Raw genomic sequence first — 13,456 nt, forward strand, 5'->3', positions numbered from 1 at the left:
CCTCGTGGCGGCGGTTCAGGCCGGGTGGACGAGTGAGCCCAGCGGCGGGCAGGGGATGACCAGGGTCGAGGTGCCCGCGCGATGACGTCGTGGAAGCCCGCGGTGACGTCGACGCCCTGCGGGGCGCCATCAGGGCCCGGGCGAGGGTGGCGAGGGTGCCCTGTCCGGGTATGGCGGCAACGGCAGGGGCGGACAGGTTCGCCACCAGCAGGTCGTGGACCCGGGAGGCGAGCGAGCTGACGGTGTCGACCGTGGATGTCCTCGGAGCTCGATGGTGAACGCGGCGAACGGGCGGTGCCGGGAGAGGGAGGAGGGTCGGGGGCGGAAATCGGGAGCAGGGGGAGAACGCGTCGGATCGGCGGCTCGACCCCTCCCAAGCGCCGTACGGCACAGCCGGGATGACCGTAACGTCGGCTGCCGTCGCGCGGTAGCCGAGTACGACGATCAGTCCTCCGTGCGAGGCCGACCCCGGAGAGGGGAGTGGGAAGTCGGCCGATCCGACGTCCTGTTCCCCGGGCGGCCCCGGTGATCTCGATCACAAGACCGTAACCTCTGCCGCGCCCGGTCCTTGGTCGTTTACATGACGCCTGTTCACGAGACGCCTGTTCACAAGACACCCGCTCATCTGACGCCGATGAGCGCAGAGCTCTCCCGGCTCCTCTTCGGCCCCGACCGCGAGCACGTCCACGGGCCCTGGCGCCGGCTCGCCGCGGACCCCGCCATGCACCGCCGCCCGGAGTCTCCCGGGGTCGACCAGATCGCCGCCTCCTACCGGCGGTTGAAACACCTCAACGCGCACACCGACCCGGCCGCCCTCGCCGCCGACCCGCGGCTGCTCGCCGCCCTGCACGAGTGGACCGCCGTGGTCGACGGCGGCCTCACCGTCCTCGCGGGCATCCACTACAACCTCTTCCTCGGTACCCTGCTCGACCACGACCCCACGCCCAAGCGCCCCCTGGACGACTACCTCCGGATGGACCGGATCGGCACCTTCCTGTGCACCGAACTCGGCCACGGCAACGACGCCGCCGCCCTGGAGACCGTCGCCGACTACGACCGCGCCGACCGCAGCCTCACCCTGCACACGCCCGGCCCGTCCGCCCGCAAGTTCATGCCGAACACCGGCCCGGCCGGCGGCCCCAAGTCCGCGGTGGTCGCCGCCCGGCTGCGCGTCGACGGACGCGACCACGGGATCTTCCTCGTCCTCGTCCCGCTCACCGACGACGACGGCCGCCCGCTGCCCGGCATCACCGTCGACCCGCTGCCGCAGCGCCCCGGCAGCCCCGTCGACCACTGCCTCACCTCCTTCGACCGGGTCCGCCTGCCGTACGAGGCGCTGCTCACCGGCGCCCATGGCCGGCTCGCCGACGACGGCACGCTCACCAGCGCGCTCGGCAGCAAGCGGAAACGATTCCTTGCCGCGATCGGCCGGGTCACCGCCGGCAAGCTGTGCATGAGCGCCGCCGCGGTCGGCGCGGCCCGTGCCGCGCTCGCCACCGCCGTCCGGTACGCGCAGCACCGCGAGGTCGCCGGCGCCCGCCCCGACCGGCGCATCCCCGTCTGGGCCCACCGCACCCACCACGGCCCGCTGCTGGACGGCCTCGCCACCGTCTACGCGATGACCGCCCTGCACCGTGCCACCGTGGACCGCTGGGGCCGGCACGACCAGGCCGACCCCGAGGAATCCGTCGCCGCCGAACGGCAGGTCGCCATCACCAAGGGCTGGACCACCTGGCGGGCCCGCGACCTGATCATCGAGGCGCGCGAACGGTGCGGTGCCCAGGGGCTGTTGCCCGTCAACGGGATCACCTCCTACGCGGCGGACATCGAGGGCGCCATCACGGCCGAAGGGGACAACCTCGCGCTCTGGGCCAAGGCGGGGGCCGAACTCCTCCTGGCGGCGGAGGCTTCGACGCCCGAGCCGGTGGTGCCCGCGCCGACGGATGGTGGCCTCGACGATACGGCCGTCCGCCAGGCACTGCTGCGCACTGTCCTGCGGCTGCGGCTCGCCCGCGCCCGGACGCGCCTGCGCGAGGCGCCCGCCGGGGACGCCCTGCGGCGGTGGAACGCGGCGGCGCCCGACGCCCTGGCCGCCGTCACCGCCCGAGCCGAGCACGACGCGGCGGCCGCCCTGCTCGGCTGGGCCGAGGCCGCACGGGACGACACCGCCCGCGCGCTCCTGCACGACCTGCACCGGTTGTTCACCCTGCGCCGGATCGACGCGCACGGGACCCTGCTGCTCGGCGCCGGGGAACTGACGCCCGCCCAGGCGTCGGAGCTGCCCGGCTTGCAGGAACGGTCCGTCGCACGGCTCGCGGAACACGCGCTCCCGCTGGTGGACGCCTTCGACCTGCCCGACTCCTTCCACGCCGGCCGGCCCATCACCGGCCCCGCCTACCAGCAGGCCTTCGTCCGGTCCGCCTGAGCCGCCCCGCCGGCCCGTGCCGGCCCATCACCGGCCGCGCCACGTCCACACCGCGCCCGGCCGAGCACGGTGTGGACGTGGCGCGGGAGTGGGAAGTCGGCGGGGCCGACGTCCCACTCCCGAAGTCACTGCTGAAACCCCCCAAGGCCGTGCCCTGTCTCGTCATTGATCTTGCAGGGCTGAAATGTCGTTGAGCTCGTGGCCGGCAGCCCGGAACACTGCCGTCCATGAGTTCTCGACGCTTCGTCTTCCTCGATCCCGACGGCACCAGTGGCGGCGGCTGGCTCTACGTCGTGGTCGAGGCGAAGACCGGGGTCTTCTATCAGCAGCAGTACGGCGGAACCGCCTGTCGGCAGGGGCAGGTGGAGGGCTTCCTGGTACCGCTCGTCGGCCCCGGTGAACTGGACGCACTGCGAGTGCTGTTCGAGAAGGACTTCCGCGGTGCCGGCACCTGGGACTACGCGTGGCCGGACGACAAGAGGGACAGGCTCCGCGAGATCACCGGAACCATCCGTCCTGGGCATGCGACGGGACCGCCGAGGAGCCGCATGGCCTGCGGTTGGACGAGAGCCGGATCCGGGAGGCCGACGAGGCGTGGGTGCCGGTGATCACGCCGGACGGTCCCGGCGTGCTGGTGTGGTCCAACTCGGATTGAGCTCCAGCGGTCGCCCGTCCTCCCGCAGCCGGAGGACGTTCGCCCCGCCACAAGATCGGGTATGAGGCGCGGCCTTGAGCCGTCATCCTTCCGGGAGACCCTGAGGGGCAGTCAGGAGGCCGACTCTGTCAGGTACTTGGCGTCGCGGTCCTGGAGCCGGTTGCCGTCCTTGTCGTAGAACTGCCAGGACTTCGCCCGCATCGTGCCCGGGCGGGCCACCACCAGGTGCCGGGTCGGGGAGTCCCCGACGGTGACGGGCGTGGGCTCGGTGGTCGAGCCGTCCGCCCAGGTCACCACCACCCGGCCGACGCCGGGGCCGATGTCGATCAACATCACGTCCACCGGGGGCACGATGCCGTCCTTGCTGCTGCGGCCGAACAGGCCGCCGCCGAAGACGGTCGCGTCGCGCGGGTCCAGCTTGCCCGGGGCCGGGGTGACGCCCTCCGAGTCGTGGCCCAGGCGCACCCCGTCCACGACGAAGTAGGTGTTGATGACATCGGAGTCGGGCTGCCAGTACTGGGCGACGTACGCCGGAGTCGGCTTGGCGATGTTCGAGTCGAAGGGCGCACGCTCCTGCCACACCGCCAGCGCCTGCTCGTACGCCCGCTCCTTCGGCGCCAGCGGCCACAGCGCCTCCCACAGCTCCCAAGTCTTGCCGTTGGCGACGCCCTGGCCCAGCCGCACCCGGACCGGGGTGAACGGGTCGCGCACACCGGAGGCGGCGGTCGTCGGCCCGGCGGTGTTCGGCGCGGCGGCCGGCCCGACGCCGACCGCGCCGGTACCGCCACCGCCACCGGAAGCGGCACCGGAAGCGGCGGCGACGGAGGCGCTCGTGGCCGCCGGGTCCGGGCGCAGCTGCGCCAGCGCCCCGCCCGACAGGGCCACCACCGAGGCCAGCGCCACCACGCCGACCACCGTCCGGCGACGGTTCCGCAGTCGGCGGCCGCCCGCCATGATGTCCGCGACCGGCGCCGGACCCACCTTCGCGCCGGCCGCCTCCTCGGCCAGGCCGAGCCCGACCCACAGGTCGGTGTCGTCGTTCGCGTTCAGGTTCGCGTTCACGTCCGCGCTCATACCGTTCCTCCGATGTGTTCCGTGTCCTTGAGCCCGACCAGCTCCGTGATCTGCCGCAGCCGCGCGATCCCCTTCGCCGCGTGGCTGCGCACCGCGCCCGTCGAGCAGCCCATGGCGGCCGCCGCCTGGCTGTCGCTCAGGTCCTCCCAGTGCCGCAGCACCACCGCCTCGCGCTGGCGCGCCGGCAGGGTGGTCAGCGCCGCCAGCAATGCCCCGCGCTGGTCGGAGCGGGCGAACCCGTCCTCCACCCCGGCCGCGTCCGGCACCGCGTCCACCAGCAGCTCCGGCGGCCGGCGCCGCCAACGGCGGGCGTGCTGGTTGACCAGGATCCGCCGCACGTAGGCGTAGGGGTCGTCCGCCTTCCGCACCTTCGTCCAGGCCGCGCAGGCCTTCTCCGCCGCGGACTGGACGAGGTCCTCCGCCGCGTACTGCTCCCCGGCCAGCAGGTACGCCGTCCGGACCAGTCGCGGCCAGACCGCGACGATGAACGCCTGGAACTCGTCGTCCCGTTCGCTCTTCGTTACTCCCATGAGCACCTCCTCACCCACCCAGAGCCCGGGTTCGGCCGGAAGCGCTTACTTCCGGTCCGGGGTCCGTTCATCCGGTGCTACGGCCGGAGGGGCCGCCGGGGATCGGTGCGGGGTGGCGCGGTGTGGCGTGACGGGGACGTGGCGGGGCGGGGCTCGGCGCGGCGGGGCCGTACCGCCCGGCGCTCGGCGCGACGGCGACCGGCGTCCGCGCACGACGTGCCGGACTTCCGCGGGATCGCGGCCGACCTCCCCGCCCGCCTGCCGAACGCCCGGCACCTGGAGCTGCCGTGGGCCGGCCACCTGCCGAACCTGGAGCGGCCGGCGGAGACGACGGCGCTGCTGCTGGATTTCCTGCGGGAGGCTGTGGAGTAGCCGGAGTAGCCGGAGCAGTCGCGCCGGCCCGAGGCGTGGCGAGCCGTGGTGGGGCGTGGGAAGTCGGCCGGTCCGACGTCCTGCGCCCCGTCCCGTGGGTGGCGCGGAGCCGGGCGACTATCGGCCAGGGCGGTGAAATCGGGGACTCGAACGTGTGTCGGGCGCCATCATGGCCAGGTGCACTTCATTTCGGAGATCAGCTCGGGCGGCGTCTCGCAGCGCGGCTTCACCGTCGACGGCGTGCCCGGTGTGCTCTGGCAGCCGGACGGGCTGCCGCACGCCGGTGGGGTGAACCGCGAGGGCTTGCACGGCGCGGGCCTGCACGGCGCGGGCCTGCACGGCGCGGGCCTGCACAGCGAGGGCCGGCACGCCGGGCGGCCGCTGGTGCTGCTCGGGCACGGTGGCGGCGGCGACAAGCTGCGCATGGCGGAGCAGGCTCGGCGGTGTGTCGCACGGTACGGCTTCGCGGCGGTGGCGCTGGACGCGCCGGGGCACGGGGAGCGGCCGCGCACCGCGCAGGACGAGCGGTTCGTCACGGAGATCGCGGAGTTGCTGGCGGCGCGGCGGCCGATCAGCGCGTGGGTGGCCCGGCACACGGCGGCGCTCGCGGAGCGGGCGGTACCGGAGTGGGTGGCCGTGCTGGACGCGCTCGGCGAGGCGGGGGAGGACTTCGGGCCGGTCGGGTTCTGGGGGCTGTCGCTGGGGAGCGTGGTCGGCATCCCGCTCGCGGCGGCCGAACCGCGGATCGCCGCCGCGGTGTTCGGGCTGGCGGGGCACGCCGCGCAGACGGAGGCGGCGGCGCGGGTGAACGTGCCGATGGAGTTCGTCCTGCAGTGGGACGACGAGCTGGTCCCGCGCGAGGGCGCGCTCGCGCTGTTCGGCGCGTTCGGCTCGCGGGAGAAGACGCTGCACGCCAATCCGGGCGGCCACGTGGAGGTGCCGGAGTTCCAACTCGCGGCCTCGGAGCGGTTCCTGGCCCGGCACCTGGCCCAACACCTGGGCCGGGACTTGGACATCACCGAGTAAAACTTCGCAAAGAATTTCCCTCTTCAGCAGCCCACCCGGCGTTGATTTCAACAAAATGTTGCAGCTCAACGGCCATCTCGTCACGCCCTGTCGATTTGACGTAGCTCCCCGTGTGCATTCGGATTCGCAATCCGCGGGAGTACGGTTCTCGTCCTGACCCCGGCACTCGCCGTGATCCCCGCGTCCCTCGACGGCCGCGCCTTCACCCGGTCGTTCGTGCCGACCACGATGCTGTTCCCGGTGACTGCGCCAGTCTTCCCCGTCTGCGTCGGACCTGATATTCCGTCCAACTCCCTTGCACTTCATCGGATCCTCGGAAAGGAAGAGTGATTCCCGTGAATCTGTCGCCGCGTGAGATGGACAAGCTGTACATCTACGTCGTGGCCGACCTGGCCCGCAAACGCCGGGACCGCGGCGTCAAGCTGAACTACAGCGAGGCCTGCGCACTGATCAGCGAGGCCATCATGGAGGGCGCCCGGGACGGCCGCACCGTCGCCGAGTGCACGGAGATCGGCAAGCAGGTCGTCGGGAGCGCGGACGTCATGCCGGGCGTGCGCGAGATGCTGCCGTTGCTCCAGGTCGAGGCCGCGTTCCTGGACGGCACCAAGCTCGTCTCCTGTCACGACCCGGTGGGTGCCTGAACCATGGCGCGACCGCAGTCCGCCACCGTGGTGCTGGCCGGCGGGCACGAGAGCCGCGGCGGACGGGACCTGGCCGCGCTGGTGGCGGCGGGCCTCGCCGTACCCGCTCCCGCGCCCGCGCTTGCCGACCCCGCCGCACCCGCTCCCGCGCTTGCCGTGCACGCCGCCGTACCCGCGCCCGCGCTTGCCGTGCACGCCGTCGCGCCCGTCGGGCGTCCGCTCACCGAGGCCGTACGATCCGCGCTGGCGGTCGGCGAAGGGCCGGTGTGCGTCGTGCCGATGACGCTCGGTCGTGACCCCCGGCTGGTGGCCGACACCGCCCGGGCGCTGCGCTGGCTCGCCGCCGGAGAGGGCCGCAGCCGGCTCGCCCTGACCGCGCCCTTCGGTGCCGCCGAGCACCTCGTCGGCTGGCTGCGCGCCGCGGCCGGCGCGGCCCCCGAGGGCGCCGTGCTGGTCACCGCCCCGGCGGCGGGCCCCTTCGAGGACGCCGAGCTGTTCCGGATCGCCCGGCTGGTCCGCCAGTACGGGCGGCACCGCTGGGTGGAGGTCGCCTTCGATGGCGGCGACCCCGACCCGGCCGAGGGCGCCGAACGCTGCCGCCTGCTCGGCGCCGACGAGGTGACGGCCGTTCCGGCCTCCTTCGGCCCGGCCCCGCGCACCGCGCCGCCCGGCGCCCGTGACGGCGCGCGGGGCAGTGCGCGCGACGGCGTGCGCGACGGCGGTCCGCTGCTGCGGCCGGCCGCGATCGCCGGTGTGGTCGCGGCCCGGACGGCGGCAGCGCTGCACCTGCTCGGACGCGGGGAGGACGGCATCCTGGCCGGTCTCGGTGCGGAGCACGGGCACGGCTACGCGCACAGCCACGGCCCGGGCGAACCGCACCACCATCACCACAGCCACCCGCACCAACACCCCCAACACCCCCAACACTCCCAACACCCTCACCCACAAAAGCCCCACGCACCCGCACACACCCCCCACTGACCCGGCAGAGAGGAAGGCCCGCCATGTCCGGTGGTGCCGCGTACCTGTACGGCGACGACCCGGTGGAGATCAACGCCGGCCGCGCCAAGGCCACCGTCACGGTCAGCAACACCGGCGACCGGGCGATCCAAGTCGGTTCCCACTACCACTTCTTCGAGGCGAACCGCGCCCTCGACTTCGACCGCAACGCCGCCTTCGGCAAGCACCTGGACATCCCGGCCGGCACCGCCGTCCGCTTCGAGCCCGGTGACACCAAGGACGTCACGCTCGCCGAGTTCGGCGGCCACCGCCGTCTGGTCGGCTTCGGCAACCTGGTGGACGGCGGCACCACCGCGCCCGCCACCCGGGCCCGCGCCATCGACCGGGCGATCGCCCTCGGCTTCAAGGGCGCCAACCTCGACTTCAAGGAAGACCAGCCCCGGGACTTCCCCGCCGAGACCCACCAGGAAGGCGCCCACTGATGGCCATCCTCTCCCGCAAGCAGTACACCGACCTGTTCGGCCCCACCGTCGGCGACCGCTTCCACCTCGCCGACACCAACCTGGTGGTCGAGGTCGAACGGGACTTCAACCAGGGCCACTACGGCGACGAGGCCGTCTACGGCGGCGGCAAGGGCATCCGCGACGGCATGGCGCAGGACCCGGCCGCGACCTCCGTCCAGGGCGCACTCGACCTGGTCGTCACCAACGTGGTCGTGATGGACCCGGTGCTCGGCGTCGTCAAGGGCGACATCGGGGTCAAGGACGGCTTCATCGCCGCCGTCGGCAAGGCCGGCAACCCGCACACCCAGAGCGGCGTGCACCCGAAGCTGGTGATCGGCCCCGGCACCGAGGTGATCTCCGGCGAGCACCTGATCGCCACCGCCGGCGGCATCGACACCCACATCCACTTCATCGCCCCGCAGCAGGTGCAGGAGGCTCTCAGCAACGGCATCACCACCCTCATCGGCGGCGGCACCGGTCCGTCCGACGGCACCAACGGCACCACCTGCACCCCCGGCCCGTGGAACATCGGCCGGATGTACCAGGCCGTCGAGGACCTCCCGGTCAACGTCGGGCTGCTCGGCAAGGGCAACGGCTCGCTGCCGGGGGCGCTGCGCGAGCAGGTCGAGGCGGGCGTCTGCGGCCTCAAGGTGCACGAGGACTGGGGCAGTACCCCGGCCGCGATCGACAGCGCGCTGGGCGTCGCCGACGAGTACGACGTCCAGGTGGCCATCCACACGGACACCCTCAACGAGTCCGGCTACTTCGAGGACACCCTGTCCGCGATCGACGGCCGCACCATCCACACCTTCCACACCGAGGGCGCGGGCGGTGGCCACGCCCCCGACATCATGCGGATCGCCGGCGAGCCCAACGTCCTGCCGTCCTCCACCAATCCGACGCTGCCCTACACCGTCAACTCGGTCGACGAACTGCTGGACATGGTGATGGTCTGCCACCACCTCAGCCGCGACATCCCCGAGGACGTCTCCTTCGCCGACTCGCGGGTGCGCGCCGAGACCATCGCCGCCGAGACCGTCCTGCACGACGAGGGCGTCATCTCGATCCTCTCCTCCGACTCGCAGGCGATGGGCCGGATCGGCGAGACCTTCACCCGGGCCTTCCAGACCGCCCACCACTGCAAGGACCAGCGCGGCAAGCTGGCCGGCGACAGCGAACGCCACGACAACGTCCGGGTGTTGCGCTACCTCGCCAAGCTCACCATCAATCCGGCCCTCGCCTCCGGCACCGCCGACCACATCGGCTCGCTGGAGCCCGGCAAACTCGCCGACATCGTGCTCTGGCCGATCAACTCCTTCGCCGCCAAGCCCAAGATGGTGATCAAGGGCGGTGTGATCAACTGGGCGCTGATGGGCGATCCGAACGCCTCGCTGCCGACCCCGCAACCGGTCTACTACCGGCCGATGTTCGGGGCGTACGGGCGGGCGAAGCAGGCCACCCGGGTCTCCTTCATGTCGCAGGCCGCGGTGGACCTCGGCGTCCCGGCCCGGCTCGGACTGGACAGCCGGGTCCTGCCGGTGCGGCGGTGCCGGTCGGTCGGCAAGCAGCACATGGTGCGCAACGACGCGCTGCCGAAGATCGCGGTCGACCCGGAGACGTACAAGGTCACCCTGGACGGCGAGCCCGCGACCATCGAGCCGGCCCGCGAACTGCCGCTCAACCACCTGTTCTACCTCGCGTGAGCACCTCCTCCCACCGCGCCGGGGCCTCCCACCGCGCCGGGGCCTCCCACCGCGCCGGGGCTTCCCGCCACGCCGAGGCCTCCTCCGCTGACCCGGGCGAGAACGCCGCCGCCGATGACCGGCTGGACGCCCTGCTGGTCTGCCTCCAGCTCACCGACTCCGCCTTCCCCAGCGGCTTCTACACCCTCTCGCACGGCCTCGAAGGCTACGCCCAGGCCAAGGCCGTCACCCCCGAGACCGTCCCCGACCTGCTCGCCGACCTGCTGCGGCACGGCGTCGGACCGTCCGACGCCACCGCGCTCGTCCTCGCCCACCGCGCCGCCTCGACGGGCGACTGGGAACTGCTCGCCGAGACCGACCAGCGGCTGCACGCCACCAAGCTCAACCGCGAGCTGCGGCTGGCCGCCACCCGGACCGGACGCCAACTCCTGGACATCGCCCGGGAGTCGGTGGGCGGCGAACCGCTGGAGCGGTACGCGGAGATGGTCGCGGACAAGCGCGCACCCGGCTGCCAGGCGGTGGCCGCCGGGGTGGCCTACGCCGCGGCCGGCGTCCCCGTCGAACAGGCCGTCACCGGCGACCTGTTCGCGTTCTGCAGCAGCTTCGTCGGCGCGGCGCTTCGGCTGCGGCTGACCGACCACCGCCGGGCGCAGGTGGTGCTGCGGGCCGCCGCACCGGTCATCCGGGAGGTGGTGGCGGCCGCGCTGGAGCGGGAGCCGGCCGATCTCGGCGGTTGCGTGCCGGTCGCCGACGTGATGTCCGGACGGCACGAGCGGGCCGAGGCCCGGCTGTTCGCGACCTGACCACCCCCTGCATCCGCAAGTCTTCACCAGAGGAGAAGAGTTGACCGAGAACGTGCTCCGCGTGGGCATCGGCGGTCCGGTGGGCTCCGGCAAGACGGCGCTGATCGAGGCGCTCGTCCCGGTCCTGATCGCGCGCGGCCACCACCCCGCGGTCATCACCAACGACATCTACACCCAGGAGGACGCCCAGCACGTGCGCCGCACCCTGGCCGGGGTGCTGGACCCGGAGCGGGTGGTCGGTGTGGAGACCGGCGCCTGCCCGCACACCGCCGTCCGGGACGACCCGACGATGAACCTCGCGGCCGGCGCCGAACTCCTGGAGCGCTTCCCGGACGTGGACACCCTGCTGTTCGAGTCCGGCGGCGACAACCTCACGCTCACCTTCAGCCCGGTACTGGTCGACCTGTTCCTCTTCGTCCTCGACACCGCCGAGGGCGAGAAGATGCCCCGCAAGCGAGGCCCGGGCATCACCGAGTCGGAGCTGCTGGTCATCAACAAGATCGACCTCGCCCCGTACGTCCGCGCCGACCTCGGCATCATGGAGTCCGACGCCCGCCGGGTCCGCGAGGGCGGACCGGTGGTCCTCACCAACTGCCTGACGGGGGAGGGGTTGGAGGAGATCTCCGCGTTCCTGGAGACCTTCCGGAAGGTGCCCGCGTGACCGTGTCCGTGCCGGTGCCGGTGCCGGTGCCGGTGCCCGCGCCGGTGCCCGTGGCTGAGGCCGAGGTTGAGGTTCCGGCCGAGGTCGAGACTGCGCCCGCGAAGGACCCCGTACCGCCGGCGGTGCCCCGGCTCGACCCCCGGCACTACGAGCCGGCCCGCGTCCCGTACGAGGTCCGCCGCCACGCCGGGACACCCGACACCCTCGGGGTCGGGCGCCCGGGCAAGGTCGGGCTGCTGGAGCTGGCCTTCGAGAGGATCGGCGGACGCACCGAACTCACCGGCCACTACCAGAAGTCGCCGCTGCAGATCATGCGCCCGCTGTACTTCGACCCGGCCCGCCCCGACCTCGCCGTCACCTTCCTGCTGTCCACCGGCGGCGGCATCCTGCAGGCCGACCGGCTGCGGACGGACGTGCGCTGCGGCGCCGACACGGCCGTGCACCTCACCACCCAGGCGGCCACCAAGGTCCACCGGATGGAACACGACTACGCGACGCAACTCCTCGACCTGACGGCCGGCCCGGGCGCCTACGTCGAGTACCTGCCCGAGCCGGTCATCCCCTTCGCCGACTCCCGCCTCTACCAGCGCACCGTGCTGACCGTCGACCCGGGCGCGACGGTGCTGGCGAGCGAGACCGTGCTGGCCGGCCGCCTCGCGCGGGGCGAGCGCAACGCCTACCGGGTGTTCGCCTCGGACCTCGAAGTGCGGCGCCCGGACGGCCGGTTGGTGGCCCTGGACACCGTACGGCTGGAGCCCGCGCGGGCCGCTGGCGGTGGCGTCGGCCGGGGTGGCGACGGAGGTCGGGTCGGTGGCACCGGTCGGGGTGGCGCCGGTGTCACCGGTCCGGCCGTCCTGGCCGGGCACGACGTGATGTCCAGCCTCTACGTGCTCAGCCCGCTCGCCCCGCCCGCGCGGGTCGCGGACGCGCTGCACGAGGCGCTGGGCGACTGCGGCCTGCTGTACGGCGTCAGCGTGCTCCCGGAGGACAGCGGCGCCTGGCTGCGCCTGCTCGGTTCCGACACCCGCGCCTGCGCGGCCGCCCTGCGGTCCGCCTGGGACGCGGTGCGCCGGCTGCTGATCGGTGTCCCGGCACCGGAGCTCCGCAAGACCTGAGGAGCCGGGTCGGGAGCCGACCTGAGGGACCTGAGGGCCGGGCCGGCCGGGTCAGCGGCCGGCCCGGGGCCGGCCTCCGCCAGGCGGGTGACCTGGCGCCGGACGAGCTCCATCCTGCGATCCATGTGCCGTAGCAGGAAGGCGAGTTCGTCCTCGCTGTCCTCGGCGAAGACCGCCGCCCAGGGTGGCGCCACCGCCCGCGCCCTGCTGCGCGCCGGCCGTCCGGTCCGCGCCCTCACCCGCGACCAGGCCTCCCCGGCCGCCGTCGAACTCGCCGCGCTCGGTGCCGACGTGGTGCGCGCCGACTTCGACGCCCCGGCCTCGCCGGCGGCGGCGCTGGACGGCGCGGGCGCGCTGTTCGCGATGTTCGGATGTCCTCCTTCCGGCACCGACCTGGAGTCCGAGGTCCGCCAGGGCACCGCGCTGCCCGACGCCGCCCACCCGGAGATCGCCTGGCAGCCGTTGGAGGCCTGGGCCGCCGCCCGGACCTGGGACCTCTGAGGCCGGCGGACCCGTGCGGCGGACCGGGGACCTCCCGGGCGCACCGCGTACGGTGGCGGGACGGCGTCGAGACTATCGTGGCGGGATGGCCCCGAGAACACCGCGCAGGATCCACGTCGACGGCCGCGACTACCGCTGGGTCGTCCGCTTCCGCGACGCCGAGCACGTGGTGGTGCGCGCCTGGCTCGACCCGGGTGGCCCGGGTGACCCCGGCAACCCGCCCGGCCGTCCCGGACGACCGCTGGAGGTCGCGCGCCGCTTCGACGACCCGTGGCTCAACTTCGGTGACCTGCTGACCGTCCCCGCCGACCGCATCGCCGAGGTCTTCCAACTCGCCCCCGTCACACCCGCCTTGACCGCAGCCCTGATCCGCGCCGGCCTCGCCGCCGGCTGGCGGCCCGACGAGCCGGGCGCACCGCGGCGTTTCACCATGGCGGGCGATCCGACGGACTTCACGCTCCTCCGCGAGGCGTGAGCCCCCTCCGCG

The 13,456-nt window shown here is 73.5% G+C and carries 13 protein-coding genes and 2 pseudogenes; 13 read left to right on the forward strand and 2 right to left on the reverse strand.

What is annotated here, in order from left to right; all coding sequences use genetic code 11:
• Nucleotides 1–634: 634 nt before the first annotated feature.
• Nucleotides 635–2,425: an acyl-CoA dehydrogenase gene (locus AB0Q99_RS05030; RefSeq protein WP_363568590.1), complete on the forward strand. Its 1,791-nt coding sequence runs from the start codon at nucleotides 635–637 to the stop codon at nucleotides 2,423–2,425.
• A gap of 227 nt (nucleotides 2,426–2,652) precedes the next feature.
• Nucleotides 2,653–3,080, forward strand: a pseudogene (locus tag AB0Q99_RS05035) (DUF6210 family protein).
• 111 nt (nucleotides 3,081–3,191) lie between these two features.
• Here the strand turns inward: AB0Q99_RS05035 and AB0Q99_RS05040 are convergent.
• Together AB0Q99_RS05040 and AB0Q99_RS05045 are read right to left on the reverse strand one after the other, a co-directional pair.
• On the reverse strand, nucleotides 3,192–4,154 hold the full coding sequence (locus AB0Q99_RS05040; RefSeq protein WP_363568592.1) for a hypothetical protein: 963 nt from the start codon (nucleotides 4,152–4,154) through the stop codon (nucleotides 3,192–3,194).
• Complete coding sequence (locus AB0Q99_RS05045; protein ID WP_363568593.1) at nucleotides 4,151–4,684, reverse strand: SigE family RNA polymerase sigma factor; 534 nt, start codon at nucleotides 4,682–4,684, stop codon at nucleotides 4,151–4,153. The genes AB0Q99_RS05040 and AB0Q99_RS05045 overlap by 4 nt, the downstream gene beginning before the upstream one ends.
• A gap of 207 nt (nucleotides 4,685–4,891) precedes the next feature.
• Between AB0Q99_RS05045 and AB0Q99_RS05050 the strand changes: the two are divergent.
• From AB0Q99_RS05050 to AB0Q99_RS05100, 11 genes and pseudogenes are all read left to right on the forward strand, one after another.
• Nucleotides 4,892–5,056 (forward strand): annotated as a pseudogene (locus tag AB0Q99_RS05050) (alpha/beta hydrolase); the annotation flags it as partial.
• A 177-nt stretch (nucleotides 5,057–5,233) separates the two neighbouring features.
• The gene (locus AB0Q99_RS05055) at nucleotides 5,234–6,082 is read left to right on the forward strand and encodes an alpha/beta hydrolase (RefSeq protein WP_363568595.1); all 849 of its coding nucleotides are present in this window, start codon (nucleotides 5,234–5,236) and stop codon (nucleotides 6,080–6,082) included.
• Nucleotides 6,083–6,417: 335 nt separating this feature from the next.
• Nucleotides 6,418–6,723: an urease subunit gamma gene (locus AB0Q99_RS05060; protein ID WP_363568597.1), complete on the forward strand. Its 306-nt coding sequence runs from the start codon at nucleotides 6,418–6,420 to the stop codon at nucleotides 6,721–6,723.
• Nucleotides 6,724–6,726: 3 nt separating this feature from the next.
• Complete coding sequence (locus AB0Q99_RS05065; RefSeq protein WP_363568599.1) at nucleotides 6,727–7,704, forward strand: cobalamin biosynthesis protein CbiX; 978 nt, start codon at nucleotides 6,727–6,729, stop codon at nucleotides 7,702–7,704.
• Nucleotides 7,705–7,727: 23 nt separating this feature from the next.
• Nucleotides 7,728–8,165: an urease subunit beta gene (locus tag AB0Q99_RS05070; RefSeq protein WP_363568601.1), complete on the forward strand. Its 438-nt coding sequence runs from the start codon at nucleotides 7,728–7,730 to the stop codon at nucleotides 8,163–8,165.
• On the forward strand, nucleotides 8,165–9,889 hold the full coding sequence (gene ureC / locus AB0Q99_RS05075; protein ID WP_363568602.1) for an urease subunit alpha: 1,725 nt from the start codon (nucleotides 8,165–8,167) through the stop codon (nucleotides 9,887–9,889). The genes AB0Q99_RS05070 and ureC overlap by 1 nt, the downstream gene beginning before the upstream one ends.
• A gap of 122 nt (nucleotides 9,890–10,011) precedes the next feature.
• Complete coding sequence (locus AB0Q99_RS05080; RefSeq protein ID WP_363569252.1) at nucleotides 10,012–10,692, forward strand: urease accessory UreF family protein; 681 nt, start codon at nucleotides 10,012–10,014, stop codon at nucleotides 10,690–10,692.
• A 40-nt stretch (nucleotides 10,693–10,732) separates the two neighbouring features.
• Nucleotides 10,733–11,353 (forward strand): urease accessory protein UreG, encoded by a 621-nt coding sequence (ureG, locus tag AB0Q99_RS05085; protein WP_363568604.1) that lies wholly within the window; start codon nucleotides 10,733–10,735, stop codon nucleotides 11,351–11,353.
• A gap of 122 nt (nucleotides 11,354–11,475) precedes the next feature.
• Nucleotides 11,476–12,468: an urease accessory protein UreD gene (locus AB0Q99_RS05090; RefSeq protein WP_363569253.1), complete on the forward strand. Its 993-nt coding sequence runs from the start codon at nucleotides 11,476–11,478 to the stop codon at nucleotides 12,466–12,468.
• Nucleotides 12,469–12,591: 123 nt separating this feature from the next.
• Nucleotides 12,592–12,969 carry an NmrA family NAD(P)-binding protein gene (locus AB0Q99_RS05095; RefSeq protein ID WP_363568606.1) on the forward strand — a complete coding sequence of 126 codons (378 nt, stop codon included), beginning with the start codon at nucleotides 12,592–12,594 and terminating at the stop codon, nucleotides 12,967–12,969.
• A gap of 85 nt (nucleotides 12,970–13,054) precedes the next feature.
• Nucleotides 13,055–13,444 carry a hypothetical protein gene (locus AB0Q99_RS05100; protein WP_363568608.1) on the forward strand — a complete coding sequence of 130 codons (390 nt, stop codon included), beginning with the start codon at nucleotides 13,055–13,057 and terminating at the stop codon, nucleotides 13,442–13,444.
• The last annotated feature ends 12 nt before the right edge of the window (nucleotides 13,445–13,456 follow it).

Origin of the sequence: Kitasatospora sp. NPDC086791, assembly GCF_040685975.1 — a bacterium.
In the GTDB taxonomy this organism is placed as follows: Bacteria; Actinomycetota; Actinomycetes; order Streptomycetales; family Streptomycetaceae; genus Kitasatospora.